Annotated in this window: 21 protein-coding genes and 2 pseudogenes; 4 read left to right on the plus strand and 19 right to left on the minus strand. The window is 70.8% G+C overall.

The annotated features are described in order from the left end of the window. Positions 1-74 precede the first annotated feature (74 nt). Both ACWGJY_RS21220 and ACWGJY_RS21225 read right to left on the minus strand, forming a co-directional pair. Complete coding sequence (locus tag ACWGJY_RS21220) at positions 75-1,397, minus strand: PhoH family protein (protein WP_453262374.1); 1,323 nt, start codon at positions 1,395-1,397, stop codon at positions 75-77. A 552-nt stretch (positions 1,398-1,949) separates the two neighbouring features. Beyond that, a complete protein-coding gene (locus ACWGJY_RS21225) occupies positions 1,950-2,729 on the minus strand; it encodes an isoprenyl transferase (protein WP_453262404.1) in 780 nt (259 codons plus the stop codon). A 140-nt stretch (positions 2,730-2,869) separates the two neighbouring features. Between ACWGJY_RS21225 and mgrA the strand changes: the two genes are divergently transcribed. Then, positions 2,870-3,901 (plus strand): L-glyceraldehyde 3-phosphate reductase, encoded by a 1,032-nt coding sequence (gene mgrA / locus ACWGJY_RS21230; protein WP_453262375.1) that lies wholly within the window; start codon positions 2,870-2,872, stop codon positions 3,899-3,901. 195 nt (positions 3,902-4,096) lie between these two features. On the opposite strand, the gene ACWGJY_RS21235 is transcribed toward mgrA, so the two are convergent. Next, the gene (locus ACWGJY_RS21235) at positions 4,097-4,825 is read right to left on the minus strand and encodes a prepilin peptidase (protein ID WP_453262405.1); all 729 of its coding nucleotides are present in this window, start codon (positions 4,823-4,825) and stop codon (positions 4,097-4,099) included. A gap of 99 nt (positions 4,826-4,924) precedes the next feature. Here ACWGJY_RS21235 and ACWGJY_RS21240 point away from each other — a divergent pair, with 99 nt between their 5' ends. Further along, entirely contained in the window at positions 4,925-5,278 is a 354-nt protein-coding gene (locus ACWGJY_RS21240) for a DUF192 domain-containing protein (protein WP_453262376.1), read from the plus strand. A gap of 90 nt (positions 5,279-5,368) precedes the next feature. On the opposite strand, the gene ACWGJY_RS21245 is transcribed toward ACWGJY_RS21240, so the two are convergent. The 12 genes from ACWGJY_RS21245 to ACWGJY_RS21300 form a co-directional block, all read right to left on the minus strand. Beyond that, positions 5,369-5,995: an OmpA family protein gene (locus ACWGJY_RS21245; protein WP_453262377.1), complete on the minus strand. Its 627-nt coding sequence runs from the start codon at positions 5,993-5,995 to the stop codon at positions 5,369-5,371. A 10-nt stretch (positions 5,996-6,005) separates the two neighbouring features. Next, on the minus strand, positions 6,006-6,590 hold the full coding sequence (locus tag ACWGJY_RS21250; protein WP_453262378.1) for a hypothetical protein: 585 nt from the start codon (positions 6,588-6,590) through the stop codon (positions 6,006-6,008). Positions 6,591-6,714: 124 nt separating this feature from the next. Continuing rightward, the gene (locus ACWGJY_RS21255; protein WP_453262379.1) at positions 6,715-7,449 is read right to left on the minus strand and encodes a pilus assembly protein TadG-related protein; all 735 of its coding nucleotides are present in this window, start codon (positions 7,447-7,449) and stop codon (positions 6,715-6,717) included. 23 nt (positions 7,450-7,472) lie between these two features. Continuing rightward, positions 7,473-7,637 carry a membrane protein gene (locus tag ACWGJY_RS21260; protein ID WP_018089307.1) on the minus strand — a complete coding sequence of 55 codons (165 nt, stop codon included), beginning with the start codon at positions 7,635-7,637 and terminating at the stop codon, positions 7,473-7,475. A gap of 612 nt (positions 7,638-8,249) precedes the next feature. Beyond that, a complete protein-coding gene (locus ACWGJY_RS21265; RefSeq protein ID WP_453262380.1) occupies positions 8,250-9,143 on the minus strand; it encodes a DUF5936 domain-containing protein in 894 nt (297 codons plus the stop codon). Positions 9,144-9,181: 38 nt separating this feature from the next. Then, positions 9,182-10,129, minus strand: a complete 948-nt coding sequence (locus tag ACWGJY_RS21270) for a type II secretion system F family protein (RefSeq protein WP_453262381.1) — start codon at positions 10,127-10,129, stop codon at positions 9,182-9,184. Next, a complete protein-coding gene (locus ACWGJY_RS21275; protein ID WP_453262382.1) occupies positions 10,126-11,466 on the minus strand; it encodes a CpaF family protein in 1,341 nt (446 codons plus the stop codon). The genes ACWGJY_RS21270 and ACWGJY_RS21275 overlap by 4 nt, the downstream gene beginning before the upstream one ends. Then, positions 11,463-12,035 carry a TadE/TadG family type IV pilus assembly protein gene (locus ACWGJY_RS21280; protein WP_453262383.1) on the minus strand — a complete coding sequence of 191 codons (573 nt, stop codon included), beginning with the start codon at positions 12,033-12,035 and terminating at the stop codon, positions 11,463-11,465. Before ACWGJY_RS21280 ends, ACWGJY_RS21275 begins: the two co-directional genes overlap by 4 nt. After that, a complete protein-coding gene (locus ACWGJY_RS21285; protein ID WP_453262384.1) occupies positions 12,032-12,415 on the minus strand; it encodes a TadE/TadG family type IV pilus assembly protein in 384 nt (127 codons plus the stop codon). Before ACWGJY_RS21285 ends, ACWGJY_RS21280 begins: the two co-directional genes overlap by 4 nt. 3 nt (positions 12,416-12,418) lie before the next feature. Further along, complete coding sequence (locus tag ACWGJY_RS21290) at positions 12,419-13,879, minus strand: AAA family ATPase (RefSeq protein ID WP_453262385.1); 1,461 nt, start codon at positions 13,877-13,879, stop codon at positions 12,419-12,421. Positions 13,880-13,892: 13 nt separating this feature from the next. Continuing rightward, positions 13,893-14,618, minus strand: coding sequence for a Flp pilus assembly protein CpaB (gene cpaB, locus ACWGJY_RS21295; RefSeq protein WP_453262386.1), 726 nt, complete (start codon positions 14,616-14,618; stop codon positions 13,893-13,895). 170 nt (positions 14,619-14,788) lie between these two features. Next, positions 14,789-16,294, minus strand: coding sequence for a hypothetical protein (locus ACWGJY_RS21300; protein WP_453262387.1), 1,506 nt, complete (start codon positions 16,292-16,294; stop codon positions 14,789-14,791). A 422-nt stretch (positions 16,295-16,716) separates the two neighbouring features. Between ACWGJY_RS21300 and ACWGJY_RS21305 the strand changes: the two genes are divergently transcribed. Continuing rightward, complete coding sequence (locus ACWGJY_RS21305) at positions 16,717-17,715, plus strand: chitinase (RefSeq protein WP_453262406.1); 999 nt, start codon at positions 16,717-16,719, stop codon at positions 17,713-17,715. A gap of 228 nt (positions 17,716-17,943) precedes the next feature. On the opposite strand, the gene ACWGJY_RS21310 is transcribed toward ACWGJY_RS21305, so the two are convergent. The 3 genes and pseudogenes from ACWGJY_RS21310 to ACWGJY_RS21320 all read right to left on the minus strand — a co-directional run bounded on the left by ACWGJY_RS21310 (position 17,944) and on the right by ACWGJY_RS21320 (position 21,359). Beyond that, entirely contained in the window at positions 17,944-18,849 is a 906-nt protein-coding gene (locus ACWGJY_RS21310) for a S1 family peptidase (protein ID WP_453262388.1), read from the minus strand. Positions 18,850-19,267: 418 nt separating this feature from the next. After that, positions 19,268-19,384: pseudogene (locus tag ACWGJY_RS21315) on the minus strand (IS982 family transposase); the annotation flags it as partial. After that, positions 19,374-21,359, minus strand: a complete 1,986-nt coding sequence (locus ACWGJY_RS21320) for a DUF6461 domain-containing protein (RefSeq protein WP_453262389.1) — start codon at positions 21,357-21,359, stop codon at positions 19,374-19,376. The gene ACWGJY_RS21320 and the pseudogene ACWGJY_RS21315, both read right to left, overlap by 11 nt. A gap of 296 nt (positions 21,360-21,655) precedes the next feature. Between ACWGJY_RS21320 and ACWGJY_RS21325 the strand changes: the two are divergent. Continuing rightward, a pseudogene (locus ACWGJY_RS21325) lies at positions 21,656-22,550 on the plus strand (IS982 family transposase). Positions 22,551-22,692: 142 nt separating this feature from the next. Here ACWGJY_RS21325 and ACWGJY_RS21330 read toward each other — a convergent pair. Next, a complete protein-coding gene (locus ACWGJY_RS21330; protein WP_453262390.1) occupies positions 22,693-23,166 on the minus strand; it encodes a LuxR C-terminal-related transcriptional regulator in 474 nt (157 codons plus the stop codon). Between the last annotated feature and the right edge of the window lie 558 nt (positions 23,167-23,724).

Consider the following 23,724-nt stretch of genomic DNA (forward strand, 5'->3'; position numbering starts at 1 on the left):
ATATCCAGGCGCAGCACAACGCCGCCCGGCTAAGCTCCTTCGCTCTTGCCGGGCGGCGCGGTGTTCACAAGCGGTCAGATCCTGCCGTCCTCCAGCATTTCGGTCACCAGCGCCGCGATCGGCGAACGCTCCGAGCGGTTCAGCGTGACGTGGGCGAACAGCGGATGCCCCTTCAGCTTCTCGACGACCGCGACCACGCCGTCGTACCGCCCGACCCGGAGGTTGTCGCGCTGGGCGACATCATGGGTCAGCACCACCCGGGAGTTGGAGCCGATACGGGACAGAACCGTCAAAAGGACATTCCGCTCCAGCGACTGGGCCTCGTCCACGATGACGAATGCATCATGCAGCGACCGCCCGCGGATATGGGTCAGCGGCAGCACCTCCAACATGCCGCGCCCCACCACCTCTTCGATGACGTCCTTGGTCGTCACCGCGGACAGTGTGTCGAAGACCGCCTGGGCCCAGGGGCTCATCTTCTCCGCCTCGCTGCCCGGCAGATAGCCCAGCTCCTGCCCGCCGACGGCGTAGAGCGGGCGGAACACCATCACCTTGCGGTGCTGCCGGCGCTCCAATACGGCCTCCAGGCCCGCGCACAGCGCCAGCGCCGACTTGCCGGTGCCGGCCCGGCCGCCCATCGAGACGATGCCGACGTCCGGGTCGAGCAGCAGATCCAGCGCGATCCGCTGCTCGGCGCTGCGGCCGTGGATCCCGAACGCCTCCCGGTCGCCCCGCACCAGCCGGACCGCGCCCTCCGGAGTGACCCGGCCGAGCGCCTTGCCGCGCTCGGACTGCAGCACAAGTCCGGTATGTACCGGAAGTTCGGAGACTTCCGGTACAGGGACGGTTTCGGCGGCGAACAGATCGTCGATCTGCTCGGCGGAGACGGTCAGCTCGGCCATCCCCGTCCAGCCGGAGTCGGTGATCGCCAGCTCGGCGCGGTACTCCTCGGCCAGCAGACCGACCGAGGACGCCTTGATGCGCAGCGGCAGGTCCTTGGAGACGACCGTGACGTCGTACCCCTCGGCCTGCAGATTGCGCGCCACCGCGAGGATCCGCGAGTCGTTGTCACCGAGCCGGAAGCCCGCGGGCAGGATGCCGGGGTCGGAGTGGTTCAGCTCGACCCGGAGTGACCCGCCGAGATCCCCGATGGGGATGGGCGAGTCCAGTCGCCCGAACTGCACCCGGTACTCGTCCAGCCGGCGCAGCGCCTGCCGCGCGAAGTAGCCGAGCTCGGGGTGGTGCCGCTTGGCCTCCAGTTCCGTGACCACCACGACCGGCAGCACGACTTCGTGCTCGTCGAAGCGGGCCATGGCTCCTGGATCCGCCAGCAGCACACTGGTGTCGAGGACATAAGTGCGCCGGTCGTGCTCACGGCGCTGCTTGATGTTCACCACGGGTGGACGAACCCCCTCGGATGAGGTTGGGGTGCGACGGCGTCGCGGGGCGGTGTTCTCCCGGGGCCACCGCTTTCCCAGCTACCGCTGGGCGGCGTCCCCGGGACCCCCGGCCATCTAGTGACCGGACCGGGCTCGGACCACATTGCGCGGGCCGAGCGCCGGCCCTCCGCGTCGACCGTGCGGTGCGCACGGACCTCCGTGATGTGCAAAGGGCCTCCCGGGCGGACGGCCCCATGCCGTCCGCTGAGATGCGGCGCCCGATGGCTTGTTCCGGACGCCGACCTGGAAGGGATATTCCCTCGAACCCCCGTTGCCATGCCACGGCATATGACACACGGCCGATGAACCTTGGGTTACAGGTGCTCGCCCGGCGGCGGCCGCCCAAAGGTGTTGCCCGAGAGGAGGGTGTGTCAGAAGAGGCCCCGCCGACGGCTGATGGAGGGCCGGCGGGACCGGGTGACGCCTCGTGACACAGGAGGCGTCAGGAACGAAGCGGACGTACGGCGACATACAAGGGCATAACTCCGATGGCGGAACGAAGCGGCGTGCCTAGAAGCCGTAGCGCCGGTGCCGGGCGGCGTAGTCGCGCAGCGCGCGCAGGAAGTCGACCTTCCGGAACGCCGGCCAGAAAACTTCGCAGAAGTAGTACTCCGAATGGGCGCTCTGCCACAGCATGAAGCCCGACAGCCGCTGCTCACCGCTCGTACGGATCACCAGGTCCGGGTCGGGCTGGCCGCGGGTGTAGAGGTGCTCGGAGATCAGGTCGATGTCGACGATCTCGGCGAGCTCCTCGAAGGAGGTGCCGCGCTCGGCGTGGTCCAGCAGCAGTGAACGCACCGCGTCGGCGATCTCCTGCCGGCCGCCGTAACCGACCGCGACGTTCACCAGGACGCCGCGGTTGTCGAGGGTGGCCTGCTCGGACTCCTTGAGCACCTGCTGGGTGGCCTCGGGGAGCAGATCGCGGTTGCCGACGTGGTGCACCCGCCAGCGGCCGTCGGCGGCCAGATCGCGGACGGTGTTCTCGATGATGCCCAGCAGTGGCTTCAGCTCCTCCGCGGGCCGGTCGAGGTTGTCCGTCGACAGCAGCCAGAGCGTGACCACCTCGACATCGGTCTCCTCGCACCAGCCGAGCAGCTCGCTGATCTTGGCCGCGCCGGCCTGGTGGCCCTGCTCGGTCGTCCGCCCGTCGGCCCGCGCCCAGCGCCGGTTGCCGTCCAGGATGACGCCGATGTGCTTGGGCACCTGGGTGTGATCCAGGCGACCCTCCACCCTGCGCGCGTACAGCCGGTAGACCAGATTGCGCAGTGCAGGCGGATAAGGGATGCGCATCCCGGAAGATCGCAGCATGTGTGGTCCAGCCCCTCCGTGCCAATGGCGGTCGCCCCGTCGCCTCAAGTGGACAACTTTACTTCTCGGCCGTGCCGACGGCCCAATCAGGTAGGTCACAAGGACGTGATAGGGAGATCAGCATGACTGGCACCGACTACCGCGCGGCGGATTCCCGCTACGACTCGATGAAGTACCGACGAACGGGTCACAGCGGACTCAAACTCCCCGCTATCTCCCTTGGACTCTGGCACAACTTCGGGGACGACCGCACCCTGAGCTCCCAGCGGGACATCCTGCGCCGCGCCTTCGACCTGGGCGTGACCCACTTCGACCTGGCCAACAACTACGGCCCGCCACCCGGGTCAGCCGAGCTGAACTTCGGGAAGATCTTCGCTCAGGACTTCCGCGGCTACCGCGACGAGATGATTCTGTCGACGAAGGCCGGATATCTGATGCACCCCGGCCCCTACGGAGAATGGGGTTCACGGAAATATCTCCTCTCGTCATTGGATGCGTCACTGAAGCGGATGGGTGTCGATTACGTCGATATCTTCTACTCGCACCGCTTCGATCCGGACACCCCGCTCGAGGAGACGATGGGCGCACTGGCCTCCGCCGTCCAGCAGGGCAAGGCGCTGTATGCCGGGGTTTCCTCCTACAACGCCGAGCAGACGCGTCAGGCGGCCGGAATCCTGCGCGGTATGGGCGTACCCGCGCTGATCCACCAGCCCTCGTACTCGATGATCAACCGCTGGACCGAGGACGATCTGCTGCTGGACACCCTCGAAGCCGAGGGCATGGGCTGTATCTCTTTTGCACCGCTTGCGCAGGGCATGCTCACGGACAAGTACCTGCACGGCATTCCCGAGGGCTCGCGCGCCGCGCAGGGCAAGTCCCTGGACCCGGGCCTGCTGTCCGACGAGGTCGTACGCCGCCTGCGCGGCCTCCATGACATCGCCGCCCGCCGCGGCCAGTCGCTGGCCCAGCTCGCCCTGGGCTGGGTGCTCCGCGACAAGCGGATGACCTCCGCCCTGATCGGCGCCAGCAGCGTCGCCCAGCTGGAGGCCAATATCGCCGCCCTGGACGCCCCCGAGATCACGGACGCCGAACTCGCGGAGATCGACGCGTTCGCGAAGACGACGGACGGCGTGAACATCTGGGCGCGGCGCTAGCGGCATTCCCCAGGGGGCCGGGGGGGGCGTCTCTCCGCGGCCGCTGCGTCGCCGGTGCGCGCCCCGCCGGTGCACTCAACAAAAAGCGGGCCGGTCCGTGGGGGGGGATACGGACCGGCCCGAGGGGGGGTTTCCACCATAACCCCGTGGGAGGGGTGCTTCGTGCAGCGGCGCGCGCGGCGGCGTGGCTCGGGCTCAGGCGGGGGCCGCGGCGGCGCCGAGGAGCAGTCCGCAGAAGGCTCCGAGGATCATGAAAGGCCCGAGCGGCATGGCCATCTTCCGCGCGCCGCGCCGGACGAGCACCAGCCCCGCACCGTAGAGCGCACCGATCAGCACCCCCGCCGCGCCCCCGGTGACAAGGGTGCGCCAGCCGTACCACCCAAGGGCGACCCCGAGCCCGACCGCCAGCTTGACGTCGCCCAGCCCGATCCCCTGGGGGTTGACGGCATAGAGCAGGAGGTAGCACGCGCCGAGGACCAGGCCGCCCAGCAGTGCCCGCCGCCACGCCCCGGTCTCCCCCGTGAGCCAGCCGCCGAGCCCCAGCAGCGCCGCCCCCGCCACGGCGAGCGGCAGCGTCAGCTGGTCCGGGAGGCGCCGGACCCGCCAGTCGACGGCCGCCAGCAGCACCGCGACCGGCGCCATCACCAGCCAGGCGACGAGTTCCGGCCGTGGCCCGGTGGCCGCGGCCAGGGCGGCACAGACCAGCGCGGTGGCCGCCGCCGTCGGCAGCACACCGGGCCCGTACGCCCCGCAGTCCGGGCAGTGCCCCCGCCCCAGCCAGCCCCGGGCCACCCCCGTGATCGCATGCCCCCCGGGACAGACCGCGCGCCACTCCTCCTCGGGCTCGACGGACATCCGGTGGGCGGGCCGCGGTATGAGCACCCCGGCCGCGGCCCCGTAGACGGCGGCGAGAACCATCAGCATCACTGACACACGTCGACCCTAGGGGGTGTCCGGGTGGGTCCCGGCCACCGGACGGATCGGGTTGGGGGCGGGGGCGCGGGAGCTGATAGAACGCTGTGCATGGCGCGTTGGGAGAACGGCACGGGGGTCCTGCACGGGGTGGAGGCCGGCATTCCGGTGGAGATCGCGGCGTCTTATCGCGCCCGCACCCGCGGTCTGCTGGGCCGCGACGGCATCGAGGGGGCGCTGCTGCTGACCCCGGCGAGCAGTGTGCACACCGTCCGGATGCGGTTTGCGATCGATGTCGCCTATCTGAGCCGGGACTTCACCGTGCTGGCCGTACGCACCATGCGCCCGGGTCGGCTGGGTCTTCCCCGCCCGCGCGCCCGGCACGTCCTGGAGGCGGAGGCCGGTGCGATGGCGCGCTGGGGCCTGCGTCCCGGCCTCCGCCTCGCGGTCGAACCGACCCGCTGACGACGGATCGGTCCAGCCACCACCGACAGGGCCTTGCCCTTGGCGCCCGGCGGCACCGGCCCCGGCCCCCGGCCTCGACCCCGGTCCCGGTCACGAGGCGCGCGGGAAGCTGACCTCGACCCGGCGGTTCTTCCGGCGGCCCGCCTCGGTGCTGTTGTCGGCGATCGGGTACTGCTCGCCGTAGCCGCGGATCTGGAAGCTGACGGACGAGCCGAGGTCCTTGGCCAGCTCCTGCTGGACGGCGTTGGCCCGCTGCTTGGACAGGACCAGGCCATGGCCCGCCGAGCCGAGATTGTCGGTGAAACCGAAGACCCGGAGGTGGGTGGCGTTCTGCTTCTTGATCTCCGTCGCGATGGCGCCGATCCGGGACAGCGCCTCGGGCGTCAGCTCGGCGCTGTCCTTGCCGAAGAGGACCTCGGCCTGGAGCGCGAAGGTCACGTTGTCGTTGGTGTCCTGGCGGCGCTCGGAGCCGTCGTCGCTCTCGACGATGGACTTGATGTTGAGGACCTTGGACGGCGCGAGCTTGGCGCCCTGGACCATCCGCAGATCGGGATCGTTCGGGTCGATGCGCACCGGGGGGCTGGAATCCTCGGTCAGGCCCGGCGGATCGGCGTGGGCGGCGGGGGCCGTCAGCACCGCGGTCAGCAGCAGGGCGACGGCGGCGGTGACGGCGCTACGGGGCGCTCGGCGCGCGCGGGACATGGGGGTCGCGGTCATCGGTGCCCGCTCAATCCGTGATCTGCACGCTGGCCGGCGGCATGGTCGGCAACTGGAAGTCGACCTGGGTCACCTTGGCGGGCGGCGCCGGGAACTGGGCGAAGATCGGGCGGCTGGCTCCCGGCATCAAGCCGCTGAGACCGGTCGTGCACAGGCATTCGCCGTTGGTGTCGCGCAGCACCAGATACCGCTTCTTGCCCGCCTTGTCGACGAGGGTGGCTCCGGAGATGGAGGAACGGGACCGTAGCTCGGTCTCGTTGGAGCGCCAGTCGATCGCGTTGAAGGCGCGGGTGCCGTGGTTGGACACCGTGCCGTTGACGGTGACGAATCCGCCGGAGTCGCGGATGACGGAGTGCAGCGTGACCACCACGCCGTCCGGCCCCTTCATCTCCCCGATCACCTTGTCGGAGTCGGCCGCCGGGCTGCCGGGGCCGCCGTCCTTGGGAGCGGTGCTGCGGGCCGGCGGCTTGTTGCCGTCCGACGCCTTGCCGCCGCCGTCGCCGCCACCACAGCCGGCCACGACGAGAGCCAGGCCGACAGCGCTCGCCATGGCGACCGCTCCTCTGGCGGCCTTCGTGGTGCGCCGAATGCTCATGGGATGCGATTCCTTTGATCGTCGTCTGGTCGTCTCGGAAGTCTCGGGGTGCGGGGTGCGGGTCGGGGGGTGCGGGTCGGGGTGCGGGGTGCGGGTCGGGGGGTGCGGGGGCGGGGGCGGCCGGTCAATGGGCGAGGCGTACGGCGAAGAGGTCGGGGGCGTCGGGGGGATGCTGGAGGTGGGCGGGGTCGAGCGTCCAGCGCTTTCCGTCGCAGGTGAGCCCGATGGGCGCGGGCCCGGGGCCGTCCTTGCCGCCCTTGTCTCCTGCGCCACCCTTGTCTCCTGCACCGCCCTTGTCTCCTGCACCGCCCTTGCCGTCCGGCCCGCCGGTGCCGTCCGGTGCGCCCTTGGCGGGATCGAGGGTGCAGCGGGGCTCGACAACCGACTTCGCCTCGGCCTTCGCATGGGTGCTCCGGGTCATCGGGATGACCGAATTGCCCACGGTGTCGCGGGTGATGACCGCGACAGCGAACGCGGTGGGCCAGGAGGCCGGGATGCAGCCCGATCCGGAACCGGAGAGCATGGCACCGTTCCGTTCGGCGAACCAGGCCGCGCTCTCGCAGGCCGCCGGGGACGGGGCGCCGCGCCCGTTCAGCAGGTCTTTCCAAACGGCCTCGTTGCTCTGGTAGCTCCCACTGCGGATGCCGTCGAGAAAACCCTTGGTCAGCAGGTCGCGGTACTTCTGTCCGGCGGCGAGCGCGGCCGCGTCGGCGGCGGTCTGCGCGCCGTTGCGGGTGGCCGCGGCCTGCCCGACGGCGAAGAAGGCCAGCGCGAGGAAGAGCAGGCCCGCGACCGCGACGATGTAGAGCGGAAAGGCCTGCCCGGCGTCACGCCGGCGACGCACGGTGGTGGCCGGCACGACGGTGGCGGCAGCCGCGGGGCCTAAATACCGACGACGTCGGAGATCTTGTTCGCGATGGCGTTCGCGATCTGGCTGCCGAAGTCCGTGGTCGACAGGACCAGGACGATCGCCACGACCACCGCGATGATGCCGAGGTACTCGATCGAGGTCTGTCCCCGGTCGTTCCCCAAAATACGCTTCGCCATCGTCTTCCCCTCCATGGGCGGCCGTCCCGCTCTGGTCCGGCTGGTCTGTCCCCGTGGCGCCGGCGCGGCCGACCGCGCTCACGACACGAGAAAAGTACGCCGGAACAGCGTGCCCCGGACAGGGATTCCATACCCCATCCTCATTCAGGGTCACGGACGGCAGGCGCAACGGCACATTTCGGCCACTCAGCCGCACCCCACCCACCCCCGCTCCCCCTCCGGGACCACGCCCCGTTTTCCTGCCCATGTGGACCGGCCGGCCCCTGCGCACCATAGTGCGAGCGAAATCGTCCGCCCACCCACTGTGACACAACTCGTTGCTCGTGCGAAGGAGTTGACGAGAAGCGGGCGGTGCGGCGTACGCATCCGGCCGGGCACCGGCCACTGCCTCCGGGCGCGGGCGGCGCGGCGTGCACAGAGAACCTCCCACCCGACGATGTGCATCCGCAAGGGCGGCCCGGCGTCATGACCGTCGCGGAAGGTGCCGGCGAACGAGGCGGCGGAGCGGGCGGAAGGGGCCGCCCTGGGAAGCGCCGGCCGGGGTACGCCGAGCCCGGCCCGGCGGCGCGGGGCGGCCTCGGGCGGGGCCGGGGCAGGGATGTGTGGCACGGCTCACTTCCCCGTCAGCACGCTGAAGTTGGTGCCCGAGCCCAGGAAGAACCCGGCGATGAGCAGGATCATCGTGGCCGGAACCATAAAAGTGGTGACGACCATGGTGGCCTTGGGGACCGCGCGGGCGGCGCGGCGCCGGGCGTTCTGGGCGTCGGTGCGGCGCATGTCGTTGGCGATCTGGATCAGGGTCTCGACGATCGGCGAGCCCAGTTCCTCACCCTGCTGGAGGGCGGTGACGAATTGGGCGACCTGCTCGGAGTCGTTGCGTTTGCGCAGTTCCTCGAAGGCCGCGCGGCGACTGACGCCCATGTCCATCTGCCGCAGCGTGATGCGGAGTTCATCGGCCCATGGCCCCTCGTACTTCTCCGCGACCCGGTCCAGGGCCTGGCGGAAACTCAGGCCGGCACTGACCACGACGGCCAGCACATCCAGAAAGTCCGGAAGAGTGCGTTCGATGGTGTCCCTGCGCTGCCGGATCGCGGCCCAGATGCCGACCTCGGTCCAGAAGAGGCCGAAGAGCACCATCAGGACCCCGAGCAGCGGCTGACCGCGTAGGAACATCACCAGCGCGCCGAAGAAACCGAGGGCTCCGTAGACGGCGCGCCGGGCGGCGTACCGGTCGACGGTCAGCCCGCCGGGATTGCCGGCCAGATCGATCCGGCGGCGGACCCGGGCGGTGCGTTTGTCGCCCATCAGCCGCAGCACCAGCGGCGCATAGCGCATCCCGGTGCGGTCCACCGCCGAGCCGACCACCGTGGTGCGCGTCGCGCCGACCTCCAGGGACAGCGCCAGATCGGCCGGCAGCCGGGCCTCGCGGCGGTAGAGCGCGATACCGCAGCAGATGCCGGCGACCGAGAGGGCGAAGGCCGCGGCCAGCAGAATTGCGATTCCCATTCCTGTTCCCCTGGGGATACCGATGCCGTTGCCGGTATCTAGACGTCGATCTTGGACAGCCGGCGGATGAAGAAGAACCCGAGCCCGTAGAGGGCAAAGGCCACCACGACCGCGAGCTGGCCGAGGAAGGAGGAGGTCATCCGGTCGATGGCGCCCGGCGCGATCCGGTTCATCAGCAGCAGGGTGCCGATACCGAGCAGCGGGACGACATAAGCGGTGATCACGACCTGGGAGAGCTGGGTGCGGACCTCCCGGCGGGTCTCCTTGCGCTCCTCCAGGGTCGTGGTGAGGTTGCGCAGCGCGCCGACGACGGTGCCGCCGGCGCGGTTGGAGAGCACCAGAGTGGTGACGAGGACGACGAGTTCGCGGGACGGGAGGCGTTCGGCCAGCTCGCCGAGCGCCTCGTCGACGGAGTGGCCGACGGCGAGCTTGTCGGAGACCTTGGCCAGCTCCTCACCGGCCGGGGCCTCCAGCTCCTCGGCCGCCATGCCCAGCGCCGTACGCAGCGCCAGCCCGGCCTGGGTGGCGTTGGCGAGGATCCGGGACAGCTCGGGCAACTGGTTGATGAACCGCTCGATGCGCTTCTGCCGCTGCCAGTTGAGGAAGGCGAACGCGGCCCAGACGGCGACCAGCGCGGCGATCGGGCCGAAGAACGGGGCGAGGGTGGCCTGCGCGACCAGCCACAGCGCGAGCACCGCACCGAGCATGGCGACGAAGAATTCGCCGGGGGTGACGTCCAGGCCGGTGGCGGCCAGCCGCAGTTCGAGGCGGCGGCCGAAGCGGGTGGCGCGCAAGGCGCGGTCGACGGACGGGAAGCGGCGCCGCCGTCCGTCGGCCGGCCGCCGGCGCTCGTCGTCGAGCCGGTCGACGATGGCCTGCCGCTGGGCGCGCCCGGCCGCGTACGTCCGTACGCCGGCGATCGCGAGCACCCCGCACAGCAGCGTGGCGCCGATGGCGAGCAGGGCGAGGTCGTTCCCGCCGGTCATGAGAGGGCCTTCCGGGTGGCGAGTTGAGCGTCATCGGTGGCGACGCCGAAGGCGGGCGGGGTGGGCTCGCTCGCCATGAAGAGGCGTTCGGCGACCCGGCGCGGCAGCGGGAAGTAGCGGAAGTGCCCGTGCACGATGCGGTCGGCGCCCATCGGTTCGGCGTCGAAGCGGCAGACGGTCGCGATCCGGTAGTCCTCGTGGCCGCGCGAGTCGAGGAGGGCGATCTCGCTGATCCGGCGGGATCCGTCGGCGTGCCGGGTCAGCTGGACGATGCAGTCGACGGCGCTGTTGATCTGGTCCCGCAGCGCCTCGAAGGGGATCTTGACGTCCGACATGGAAGCCAGGGTCTGCAACCGCATCAGGGCGTCCTCGGCACTGTTGGCGTGCACGGTGGCGAGCGAGCCGTCGTGGCCCGTCGACATCGCCTGGAGCATGTCCAGGGTCTCGCCGCCGCGCACCTCGCCGACGATGATGCGGTCGGGGCGCATCCGCAGGGAGTTGCGCACCAGGTCGCGGATGGTGATCCGGCCCTTGCCCTCCACGTTGGGCGGGCGGGACTCCAGCCGGATGACATGGCTCTGCTGGAGCTGGAGTTCGGCGGCGTCCTCGACGGTGATGATCCGCTCGCCGTCCGGGATCAGCCCGGACAGCGCGTTGAGGAGCGTGGTCTTGCCCGCGCCGGTGGCACCGGCGACCACCACATTGAACTTGGCCCGCACCAGCCCCGCCAGCAGCATCAGCATCTGCTCGTCGAGCGTGCCCCTGCCGATGAGTTCGGCGAGGGTGTAGGCGCGCGGGAAGCGGCGGATGGTGAGGGTGGCGCCGTTGAGAGCGAGCGGCGGGATGATGACGTTGACGCGTTCGCCGGACGGCAGCCGGGCGTCGACCATCGGATTGGACTCGTCGACCCGGCGGTTGACGGTGGACACGATCCGCTCGATGGTCTGCATCAGCTGCTCGTGCGAGGCGAAGCGGACGGGCAGCAGCTCGACCCGGCCGGCCCGCTCGACGTACACCTGGTCCGGGCCGTTGACCATGATCTCGGTGATGGAGGCGTCTTCGAGCAGCGGCTCCAGCACGCCGAGGCCCAGCGCCTCGTCCACCACCCGGCGGATGAGCTGGGCGCGTTCGGCGGTGGAGAGCACCGGGCCCTCACGGCTGATGATGTGGCCCAGTACGCGTTCCAGCCGCCCGCGGCGTTCGGCCGCGGCCAGCGAGGACATCTCGGCGAGGTCGATCTCTTCGAGCAGTTTGGCGCGGTAGACGGCGACCATATGGCTGTCCTGGCGCGCCTCACCGGCCGGTTCGGGTGCGACGATCCGGGCTTTCAGGCTCATCGCGGGGGTGCTCCTTCGTACGTGGCCGCCGCCCGGAGGCCCAGGGCGCCCGGTTTCTGCGGGAGGGGCATGGTGGCGCTGCGGCTGGCGTAGCCGAAGTTGCCGACGCCGGGGACGATCGAGGGGATGCGGACCCGCACGGTCGCGCTGACCTCGTCGGCGCCGGGAGCCACGGAGATCTGCGGCTCGCCCCAGCCGCCCATCGCGGCCCGGCCCGCGGACACCGGGTCGGTCTCCTGGTCGGCCTGGTCCATGGAGGCGGTACGGGCCGCGGCGCGCGCTCCCGTACCGGCCTGCTGGACGGCGAACGCGGCGATGCCGAGCTGGACCACGGCCAGCCCGATGACCAGCAGGATCGGCAGAAAACCGAGGAATTCGATGGAGGCCTGGCCCCGGTCGCGGCCGTGGCCGCGGAGCCGGGCGGGCACACACAGCCGGGCGGGGAGGCGGAGCCGGGCAGGGACACGCCGCCCGGCAGCGAGGCGGAGCCGGGCAGGGACACGCCGCCCGGCAGCGAGGCGGAGCCGGGCAGGGACACGCTGCCTGGCAGCGAGGCGGACGGCGGTCATCCGGTCGCCTCCTTCGCGGCGCCGGCCGAGCTCTCGGCGGCCCACGGGAAGCTGCCCGCGCCGGGGAAGAGCAGCGGAATCGTGAGATGGACGGTCGCCTTCCACAGGCCCGCCTCGGGGCGGCAGAAGATCTTGGCGCCGCCTCGCCAGGAACTCGGCAGCTGGTCCTCGGCGGTGGTGCGGCAGGCTCCGTCGCCGCCGCCCTCCGTCGCGGTGCCGGCCCGCGCGCCGCGGTCGGCGGCGTGGGCGGCGAGCGAGTAGCCGTAGCCGACCAGCACCAGCTGCCAGAGCAGGGCGAGGACCAGCAGGATCAGCGGGAGCAGCCCCATGAACTCCACGGCGACCTGCCCCCGGTCGTTGCCGCCCCACGGGCGCCGCACCGCTCAGCCCTCCTCGTACGGACCGGCCGGATCGAACGGGCCCGAGCCGCCGGCCGCCGCCGCGGAGCCACGCCGCCCGCCGAAGCGGATACCCGACCCCGACCCGGCCCCGGAAGCCGCCCCCGATGCCGGACCCTGCCCCGCCCCCGAACCGGGAGCCGCCCCCGGCGTTATGGCCTTGCGCTTGCGCCCCGTCAGGGTCGGGCGCGCCCGGTGGCTGCCCCGGCCCTGCCGCGCGGCCGGTGACTCGACCAGGCCCAGCTCGCCGGCCAGCGCCCACAGCGCCTGCCGGACCGTCGACCGGCCGTCGAGATCCTGCATCCGGCCCGCGTCGACACAGGGCTGGAGCTCCTTGAAGGCGGCCGGTACATGGGTCCTGGCGACCTGGGTGCCGGTGGCCTTGGCGACCAGCGGCGGCTGGATCTCGGTATTGCGGGTGAGCCGGTTGACCACCGTCGTGGTGTCCTCCGCCGAACGGATCTGCAGCCGGTCCCACAGCCGCACCTGCCGCTTGGCGGCCCGTACGGCCACCACGTCCGGGGTGGTCACCAGCAGTGCCACATCGGCGAGTTCGACGGCCGCGGCATTGGCGGACTGCATCTGGGAGCCGCAGTCGACGAGGACGACCTCGTAGCGGGAGCGCAGCGCGCCGATGATCTGGCGGGCCGCCCGGTCGTCGACCTCCTCGCCGCGTTCCCCCTCCTCGGGCGCCAGCAGCAGTCCGAGGCCCGTGTGGTGGTCGTGCACCGCGTCCTGGAGCACCCGTACGGAGATATCCGTAATGCCCGCCAGGTCGACGACCGAGCGGCGGAACTGGACGTCCAGATAGGAGGCCACATCGCCGGACTGCAGATCCAGGTCCAGCAGCGCGACGCTGCGGCCCGCGGCCCGTGCGGCCAGCGCCAGTTGCACGGCGGTGACGGTGGTGCCTACCCCGCCCTTGGCGCCGGTCACGGTCACCAGGGTGCCGGTCGGCCCGGGGGCCGCCTCCGGGCTGCCCCCCAGGTGGACCCGTACGCCCGCCGACCACTGGGCGGCGGACTGCACCCGGGCCGCCAACTCGTCGTAGCCGAGCGGGAATCCCGCGATGCCGCGGGCACCGGCGTCCATCGCCGCGGAGAACAGTGCGGGCCCGGCATCCGTGGTGATCAGTACGACGCCGACGGCGGGGAAGCGCAGTGCCACCTCGCGGATCAGTTCCAGTGCCGGCGTCGGGCCGATCCGCTCATGGACGAGCACGACCTCCGGGAGCGCCTCGACGGCGGACGGCGGGCCGGCCGCGGACGGGGCACCGGCGGCCGAGGCACCGGCCCCCTGGGCGGCGGCGCCGGCCAGCGCGTTGAGCAGCGCGGCGGAGTCGGCGACGGTGGGCGCGGGCTCGGCGTCCGGCAGCTGGTTGAGCAGCGAGGACACCGCTCGTGCGGCGTCCGGGTCGCCGATTGCCGGGAGGATACGGATGGTCACCAAAGCCTCCGGGTCACTTGTCGCCGTCGAGGGTGTAGGTGCGCTGGCCGGGCGGGATGGTGGCCTCGCTGCCGGGGGCGAGCAGGGCGAGCCGTACGTGGGTGGCGAAGGACTCGGCGTACGCGACCCGTTGGGCGTCCTGGGTGTTCAGCGCGAAGGTGATCGGGACGGCCTCGCCGCCCGGCCGGCCGCTGGTGGTGCTGGTGGTGTCGCCGGGGTCCTTGGCCTGCAGGGGCGTCAGCTTGCCGACGTCGATGACCTGGGCGCCGGAGACGATGACCTTGGAGACCGGCTTGTCCTCGGGGCGCTTGCCCTCGAAGGTGGCGTAGATGTTCACCCGGGCACCGGGGTTGATCTTGCCGGCCACTCCGGTGGCCGCGTCGATCATGATGGCGATCTCCTGCTGTCCGGCCTTCAGCGCGGGCCGCTCGACGATCATGTCGTCCTGCAGCAGCGACCCCTTCTTCAGCGGGGTGACCGCGATGCGTCCGCTGACCTTGTCCAGATCGGTCACGGCCGTGGGAGGCAGCCACCGCTGCGGCATCTTCACCTTCTCGAACTGCCCAGGATCCAGCGCTTTATAGGCCGCGACGTCCGTCTTCAGCCGGTACGCCGTCGTTTCCGGGCCGACCTCGGACTCGACGTTCTTGATCACCGACAGTACGCCGACGAACGCGCCGACCGCACAGAGAACCGACAGGAGCAGCAGGATCACTCCGCGGCGCTGGCGTGAGTTCATGGGGGAGGGACCTCGATCGGGACGGGGAGAAGGGACGGGCGGGCGGACGGACGGACAGGTGGCGGGCGATCGGTCGCCGGACGGGGAACGGAGGGCGGCCGGTGGCTGACGGGTCGGCGGGTGGCTGACGGGGTCGGCCGGTGGCGCGGGCACGGGCGGCCCGGTCGGGCTCAGCGCACGCGGGCCACCGTCCGCGGGGTGCCGGGGACGTCCGGACCGCCGGGCAGGTCCGGCCGGCCGGGGAGATCGGGATGGCCGGCGAAGTCGGGGTGTCCGGCGAAGTCGGGGTGTCCGGGCAGATCCCAGTGGCCGGGGGCCCGGGGGCCGTCGGACGCGTAGGGGTTCCCCGGCACCGGACGTCCGGACCCGTACGGGTTCCCCGGGGCAGGGCGCCCGTCGCCGTACGGGTTCCCCGGCGCGGGACCCCCGTCGCCGTAGGGGTTCCTCGGCGCGGGACGCTCAGCCCCGTAGGGGTTTCCCGGTGCTCCCGGGCTGCCCGCCGCGAGATCCGGCCCGCGGACGTCCAACTGCCCCGGTTCGCCGGGAACACCGGGCACACCCGGCGCACCTGACACACCGGGTCCACCATCCCGCACACCCCTCGCATCCGTCGCATCCGTCGCATCCGTCGCATCCGTCGCATCCGTCGCATCCGGCATGCCCGTCGCGTCCGGCACACCGAGCACACCGGCCACACCAGGCGGCGCCACCGTCGAGAGGCCGCGCTCGCCCCAGGGCGCGGAAGGCGGTTCGGCCCGCGACGCCGGGGGTGAAGCCGAGGGAGAAGCGGGCGCCCCCGGGCCTATGGCCGCCGGCCCCCGCCCCGAGCCGCCACCCCCCGCCGCGCGTTCCCTGCTCAGCGGCGCCGCGCAGAACGCGCAGTGGTCGCCGAGGAGTTCCAGCCCGCACCAGCCGCACTCCTCGCGTCGTACGGAGGCCACCAACTGGTGAAGGACGGACAAGTCCGGTATGGCGGCGGCGAATTCGATCAGCTTCTGGGTCCCCCACCACCGGGCGGATTCGGCGGGCAGCCGGGCCTCGTACACTCCCTGCACCTGCCAGGCCGGGGCGAGCGCCCCGGTCACCCACTCGGAGGTGAGCTGGCCGCGGGCGACCGCGAGCTGGGTGGGGAAACCGGGCGCCGGCAACCCGGCCTCGGTACTGTGCCGGTCCAGATGCAGCAGCTGTGGCTCGGGATGGGCCAGCACCGCGAAATGCGCCCCGGGCAGCCAGGACTTCACATGGGACCGCAGGTCGACCTCGATCCGGTCCAGGCCGCTGACGCTGCCCAGCAGGGCGCCCGCGTGCACGTAATGGGTCAGCAGCCGGGCCGCACCGGCCAGCACACCGGGGCTGAAGTCGCCCAGCGACAACTGCCGCAGCTGACGGGCCAGCAGAGCCACGCCCAGCGGCGGCAGGGACAGCGGCACGATGGCCAGCCGGTCGCTCTCCAGGACGGAGCGCAGGGTGTGCAGCCGGCGGATGTGTTCCGGCGGGCAGGCCGAGGAGTACAGCACGATGAGGTGGCCGTGGTGCTCCAGCACCGCGCTGGTCTCCGTCAGGGCGTCGTCCAGGGGCGCCAGATGCGGGGCCTGGAGCACGACAGCGGCGGGGGTCTGCCGGTCGGTCGCGGGCAGCACGAGGTCAGGGCTGGTGACTGCAATCGCGGTCGGCACGTCGCTCCCCCACTCCCTCCGGCCGCCGGGGGCCCCGGGACCGCGGATCGGCACAGCTCTGCGCCATCGGCGCCATACGCTCAGCACTTTATCCACAGAGATACGCCCCGGAGAACACGTTCTGGGCTACTCGTCATGACCATCACCCCGTAGGGAAATGGCGCATACCTCCCGAGCGGCCATGAGGGGAACACCCACTTCAGCCAAGACTCTTGACAGGGCCAATGGTCTGGACCACGTTGTACGGCACGCGCAGGGGCCCCTGAAACACGCGTCCGCACCACTCCCCCTCACCTTCCCCCCACACGGAGGCAGTCGTGGTTCGCGCACGATCAGGCACGTCGAAGAAGTCGCAGACGCCGCAGACGCCGCAGACGCCGCAGAACAGGAAGCACAGGAAGAACCGGCTGCGGACAAGGCTTCTGGCCCCGCTGGCCCCGCTGGCCGCCACGGCACTGGCCTGGAGCGGCATCCTCGCGCCGGGCACCGCCCACGCGTCCGGGGAACACCCCCAGCCGTCCCCCGCCGCGCACACTGCCGCCGTTCCCCGGCACGCCGTCACCGGCTACTGGCAGAACTTCGACAACGGCGCCACGGTGCAGAAACTGAAGGACGTCGACGACGCCTACGACATCATCGCGGTCTCGTTCGCCGAGGCGACCGGAACGCCGGGCGCCGTCACCTTCCGTCTCGACCCGGCCGTCGGCTACGGCTCCGCCGACGAATTCAAGGCAGATATCAAGGCGAAGCAGGCGGCCGGCAAGTCGGTGATCCTCTCCGTCGGCGGCGAGAGGGGCGCGGTGTCCGTCAACGACGACGCCTCCGCCAAGAACTTCGCCGATTCCCTCAACGGCCTGATGGACGAATACGGCTTCAACGGCGTCGACATCGACCTGGAAAACGGCCTCAACTCCACGTATATGACGCAGGCGCTCAAGGCCGTGCACGACCGGCACGGCGACGTCGTGGTGACCATGGCCCCGCAGACCATCGACATGCAGTCGCCGCAGAACGAGTACTTCAAGACGGCGCTCGGCATCAAGGACTTCCTGACCGCCGTCAATATGCAGTACTACAACAGCGGTTCGATGAACGGCTGCGACGGCAAGGTCTACTCCCAGGGGTCGGTCGACTTCCTGACCGCGCTCGCCTGTATCCAACTGGAGGGCGGGCTCGACCCGTCCCAGGTCGGCATCGGCGTACCGGCCTCCACCAGTGCAGCCGGCAGCGGATATGTCGCCCCGTCCGTCGTCAACGCCGCCCTGGACTGCCTTAGCCAGGGCACCCATTGCGGCTCCTTCAAGCCGTCCAGGACCTACCCGGGCCTGCGCGGCGCGATGACCTGGTCCGCCAACTGGGACGCCGCGGGCGGCAATGCCTTCGCCCGCCAGGTGGGCGCCCACGTCCACGGCCTCCCGTAACGGACCCGGACCACGGTCCCCCGGCGGACACCGCGTCACTCCCGCGCCGGCCCCTCCGGCGCCCCGGCACCGCCCCCCACACGCACCACCGGGCCCCACACCACCGGGCTCCCACACCAGCAGGCCGACACAGCGCCGGGTCCCGCGCACCGCGTGCACGGGACCCGGCGTTCCGTTCAGCGCCCTCTCACCTACGGGTGGCGCCGGTCACCTACGGGTGGCCGTCGGTCACCTACGGGTGGCCGCCGGCTTCGGCAGCGCGCACCCGGCCGCGCTCAGGTCCAGCTTGTTGCCGGCACCGAAGCACTTCGGTATCCCGTACGTCTCCTCTGCGTAGTTGGTGCCCTGGTGCACCGTGACATTGCCGTTCTCGTCGACCTCACACGGGTTGTTGACGGTGCACTTCTCGCCGTCCTCATTGCCCGTGTTGTTGATGGCGGCGACCTTGCCGGTGGTGGTGTCGACCACCGGCGATCCGGAGGTGCCACCGATCGTCTGGCACTGCGGGGTGTAGCGGACCGAGTCCTTCCAGGTCCAGTCGCCCTCCTTGAGGGTGGGCACGAACCCGTCGATGTTGCAGGAGTAGATCTTCTTCCAGTAGCCGGAGACGACACTGATCGCCGTACCCTTGACCGGGTGGTCGGTGGCCAGCTCCAGCGGCTTGATGCCGTACTTCTGCTCGATCTGGGCGTAGGTCGACCCGGTCTGGTAGATCGACACATCGGTGTCGGTCATCGTGGCGTACGCGATCTTGGTGGCCCGGATCGTGCCCGCCCGGCCGGCCGACTTGTTGAGCAGGGTGAAGCTCCGGCTGGACGGCTGGTCGACGACGACCTCGCCCGCGCCGGGCATACCGCTTTCCAGACAGTGGCCGTTGGACATCACCAGGGCCGGGTCGTTCGGCTGCGAGGTGGGCATCCGGACGACCGAGCCGGAGCAGTTGCTCAGCGCGACGGTGCCGGCGAAGTCCACCGCCTTGGCCTTGTGCTGCTTGGCCTGCTGCGCTCCGGTCTTGTGCTGCCTGGGCTGCTGCGCTCCGCGCTGCGGCGCCGCATGGGCCGTTCCGACGGTGCCCACCAGGGCTGCGGCTCCCAGCACGGCCGTGGCCAGGGTGCCGACGAGAGGTCGATTCATGTGGGGTCCTCTCAGCTTCTGTCACCGAAGGCCCATCAGGTGCCTTCGGTTTTGTCGTGCGCATTGTTGGCGCCACAGCCGCATGAGGCAATCAATTTCCGTGAACCGATGGGAAGTTGCCGGGTTCCCTCCCCGCGAGGACGGCCCCCGCCGGCCCGCGGCCACCGCACATCTGGCCTCCCGACGCCTCGTTCCCGCCATGCCGGCGCGCCAGAACTGACGCCGTCGCTTCGGCTCACACCCCACAGGAGACCGAAGGTCTTCGCGCTTACGTCCGAGATGCGCCCGTCACCCGTGCTGGGCGACGGCTTTCCCCCACGCGACACGGTCACCCCGAAGGAGCCCTCCCGTAACCGCGAGGTGGTGCTCCGGCTGCCGGCGCGGCCCGCCGAGCCCAGGCCGGATCGGCCTCGAACTCCTTGGAGGCGAAGCCCAGCATCGTCTGGGCGACGGCGAGGCAGGCGAGCTTGGAGTCCGTCAATCGCGGCGGGCGGCCCAGCCATCTGGTAGCTCCCACGGTCCCGTCACGGCCCAGGTATGATCGCCCACCGCGCGACTCCGGTTACGTCCGCCACCGTCGGCCGCACGCCGGCTGTGCGGCACAGCAGCTCCAGGTCGTACTCGAAGGCGGCGTCCAACGGGTCGTCAGCGCCCATCGCGTCCAGCGCCGCCTGGACCTCGGGCGTGGTCGGTTCCGCGCTGCCGTTGTCGGAGTGGTCGGCCACCACCTCCCCGTCGCGCAACACCACGAAGCTCGCGTCCGCGTTGATGCTCATGTAGCAGGACACGGCGAACGTGCCCTGGGACAGCTGCGGACTGTTGACCCCTGTCCACCCGTTGTCCTCCACGAGCAGCGTGTGCGGGCCGAGCGCGAACGCGGCCACGACGAGGTCGTCGATGTCGACCCCTTCGATCTCGCCCTGCGTCCGCAGGTCATCCCAGGTGCCGGTCGTGATGCGGTCGGGCTCGGCGCCCAGTCGGCGTAGCGCTTCGTCGGGTGTCGTGTGGTGGATGACGGTGGCGCAGTACGCCTGGCCGCCTGTCAGCTCGTCCATCCAGGACTCGAAGTCTTCGGCGTCGTCGGCGTCTTCGGCAGGCGGTGTCCCCGGCTCGGGTTCGGCCACCTCCGCACCGTTGCGCCAGACCACGGTCCCGTCCGCGCGGCACAGTTGGACCTCGCCCGGCAGCACCCGCAGCTCGTCGGCCGGACCGCCCAACTCCAGCGCCACACCGCCGTCTTCGGCCCGGACTCGCAGCATGCCGTCCTCGTCCAGCGCCAGCGCCGACCGCTCCGCGTCCCACCCGCACGCGTTCCAGATCCACTGTCCGTCGTCGGCGTGGAGCACCAGCCGCCGGTCCTCCCGGTGGACCAGCACCGTGCCCCCGTCGGCGGAGGTGAGTGACTGGCGCTGGAGCGTCTGCCCCCGGCGCAGCACTGAGCCGCGCGCGGTGTTCGTGCCGGGCTCGGCGCAGGACGTGTGCGCGGCCACCGCCCAGACCTCCACGCCGCCGGTGTCCCGCAGCGCCACACGGCCGTCGTCACCGACCACGAGCCGTCGCTCGCCCGAACCCGCCGTTCCGGAACGCCACACCGCGGCGCCGTACGGATTGCGCACCACCAGGTCGCCGTCGGCCGTCAGCTCGGCCCAGCCGCCACCGGCCCACCAGGTGCCGGTGGACCACACCGCGCGGTGCGCCGGATTGCAGTAGAGCACCAGGTCGCCGTCCTCCTGGTGGACGAGTGTGTGGGTCCCGGAGGGGGAGGTCAGCGACTGGTGGCGCAGCCGCCCGCCGGCGCCGAGTTCCGGACCGCCGTACGCGTGCGGCTCCGCCGGAGGCAGCGCGGTTTCGAGGTTGCGCCTGAGCTCGGACCAGAGCACCGAACCGTCGGAATCCGTCAGACACAGCGTCCACCACCTCGGCTTACCGTCTTCCGGCAGCAACCGCCAGGTGAGCACGGTCTCGTCCTGCTCCAGCCAGAGGACCAGCGGCCCGGACATGGTGTAGCTCATCCCGCCGTTCCGTGTGTGCTCGCAGACCCGCAGCGAGCCGTCCTGCTCGCGGGCGACGGTCCGGCGCAGTTTTCCGTCCTCACGCACCAGGAAGCGGTCGGCGGTGATGTCGGCCGCGGGCGCGGAGTCGTGCGTCGCCCGCGTTTCCACGGGGCCGGTGCGGGAGTTGAACAACCGGACGCGCGCTCTGTCGAGCAGCTCCAAGTCACCCGCGTCCGTGAGGATCAGCTCCTGCGCCCCGCTCGCGGCAATCCCCGACCACCAGATCGTCTCGCGGTCCCCGTCCACTCTCTCGACCTGCACCTCGTCCCGGTTCCCGAGCAGCAGGTTCCCGGCCGCGGGTCGCCCCTCCTCGCCCGCCCGCCAGGTGGTCTCACCCGTTCTCGTGTCCGTGAGGACCGCGACACCTTCCCCGTCGTAGTGCAGCACGAACCGCCCGGACGGCGACCGCAGCGGATCGTCCTCCCGAAGACGCCCGAACTGGGTCAACTCCCGCATGGTGGCCCTCTCTCTCGCCAGGTGAATCGCCAGGCGAACCTTCGACGCCACCGATCCTGCCACCGACCACTGACAATCGGGCGGGGCGCGGAGCCGGGAGAGGTTGACCTCGCTCTTGGGGTCGTACGCTCCCTGTGCGGGCGGAGAGCCGAGCCATCGGCGAGGGTTCAGTCATGGAGTACTCGCACACTGACGCCGAGCCGGCAGCCCGGCTCATCGGCTACTGGACCTGGACGAGTCATTCCGGACGCTGACGGTGCGTCCGGGAACGCAGCCAGGGTGCCCAAGATCGTTCTATGACAAGCGACCTGGACACTCTGCTCACCGCACCGTACGTGAAGATCGACGACGAGATCGGAGATACTCGACGGCTGGGCCGCCCGCCGCGACTGACGGACTCCGAGCTCGTCTGCCTCGCCGTGGCCCAGGCGATGCTGGGCTTCGCATCGGAGGCCAGGTGGCTGCGGTTCGTCCGCTCCCGCCTGGGCACGATGTTCCCGTACGTACCGAAGCAGCCTGGCTGGAACAAGCGGCTGAGGGCCGCGCTGCCGCTGATCAAGCGGGCGATACGGCTCCTCGCCACGGACACCGACTTCTGGCTCGACAACCACTGGATCATCGACTCCACCCCGGTCGAGTGCGGACGCTCGCGGCCCACCGTGAAGCGGTCGGACCTGGCCGGCTGGGCCGGGTACGGATACTGCGCCGGCCACTCCCGGTTCTTCTGGGGCCTGCGGCTGTACCTGGTGTACACCCCGACCGGGATGCCGATCCTGTGGGCCCTGGCGAACCCGAAGCTGGACGAGCGCGAGGTGCTGACAGCCATGCTGGACCGAGAGCCGGAGGCGGTCACCGACCGGCCCGGCCTGCTGCTGATCGCGGACAAGGGCTTCGCCTCCAAGGAGTTCGAGGCCGATCCGGCCTGGCGCGGGGCGGAGCTGCTGCGTCCGTTGTTCAAGCGGGAGAAGCGCCGCAAGGGCGAGTCCTTGGCTGAAGTCGGTGCGGCAGTTGATCGAGTCGGTGAACGACACCCTCAAGGGCCGGCTCGACCTGGAACAGCACGGCGGCCGGACCTTCGAGGGCGTCGCCGTCCGCGTCGCCCAGCGCGTCCTGGCGCTGGCCGCGGCGATCTGGCACAACCACAAGACCAGCCAACCGGTCATACGGTCCCTGATCGCCTACGACCACTGATCACATCGGAATGACTCGTCTAGCTAGGTGGGGGGTGGGGCTCGCCGAATGTGCTCGGCCCACATCCGGGATGCGCAGTCGATGGGGGAGTCCGACGTGCCTCCAGGCAGCGCGTCACTCCGGATGCCTGCCGGCCGCCCTGTCAAAGGACGCCTGCTCGCGCGGCGTAGGCAACAGCGTGCGTGCGGTTGCGCAGCCCCAGGCGGCTCATCATCTCGGTGGCAATGCTCTTGACCGTACTCTCGGAGTAGTTCATGTTCCGTGCGATCTCTGCCGTGTCCATCCCTTCGGCGAGAAGCCGCAGAATGTCGACCTCACGACTCGCCAGTCCGGCCGAATCCTGAACCACGAGCCCCTGCAGATTTCTTAGTCGATCGATCAGCGACTTGAGGCACTCGTCGGGGAGTTGGGCCCGGCCCTGCTGACCGGCCAGTACGGCCTGCAGCACACCAGCCATGCTGGTCCGGTCCCTGGGGAGGAAGCTGACAAGGCCGTAACGTATGGCCCTCAGCAGATGAGGCCCGCTGATGGAGTTCGCGACGAGGACGACCTGTATGTCGGCACGTGATCCCTCGGCGACCAGGCGCCGCATCGAGAAGAGCACCTGCTCGGCCACTTCTGAAGCCAGTATGACCACCACGTCCGCGTGGGCCTCGGACCCAGGGGGAAGAACTCTGACCTGGTCACAGGCCCGCAAGCAGGAAAGCATGCCCTCTCGGGTGATCGAATCCCGGGAGAGGACGGCCACGTTCGGAAGGGACACGGATTCTGACTGTCCGCTCTGGCGTGGCTTTCCTGACGTCATCGTCCTTCGCACTCTTGCTCTTCCGGTGCTGCACTTCTTCGCTTCGCCCGGAGCCTAGCCATCGGGCAGCGGAGGCCCGATAGTGCGCGTAGACAGGTCCCGACCAAGAACCTGTGGACCGACCACATCAGGGGGCCGGTCAGAGTTCACGGAGCCTGCGTCAGCCGGATCCGGCGCCCTCTCGCAACGGTGCCAAGGGTCCCTTCCGCAATGATCGGGAGGTGGGGGACGGCCCTCCCGAGCTCTGCTGCCGCATCGACACAGCCACTGATCGCGTCGGGGGTCCCGGCACGGGGGCACCGCTGGCCAGGCCGTAGTCCTACTCGGTCGATGTTGAAGCATGTCGATCACGTAGCCCGGGAACTCGGG

This window comes from Streptomyces sp. NPDC054765 (assembly GCF_053612065.1).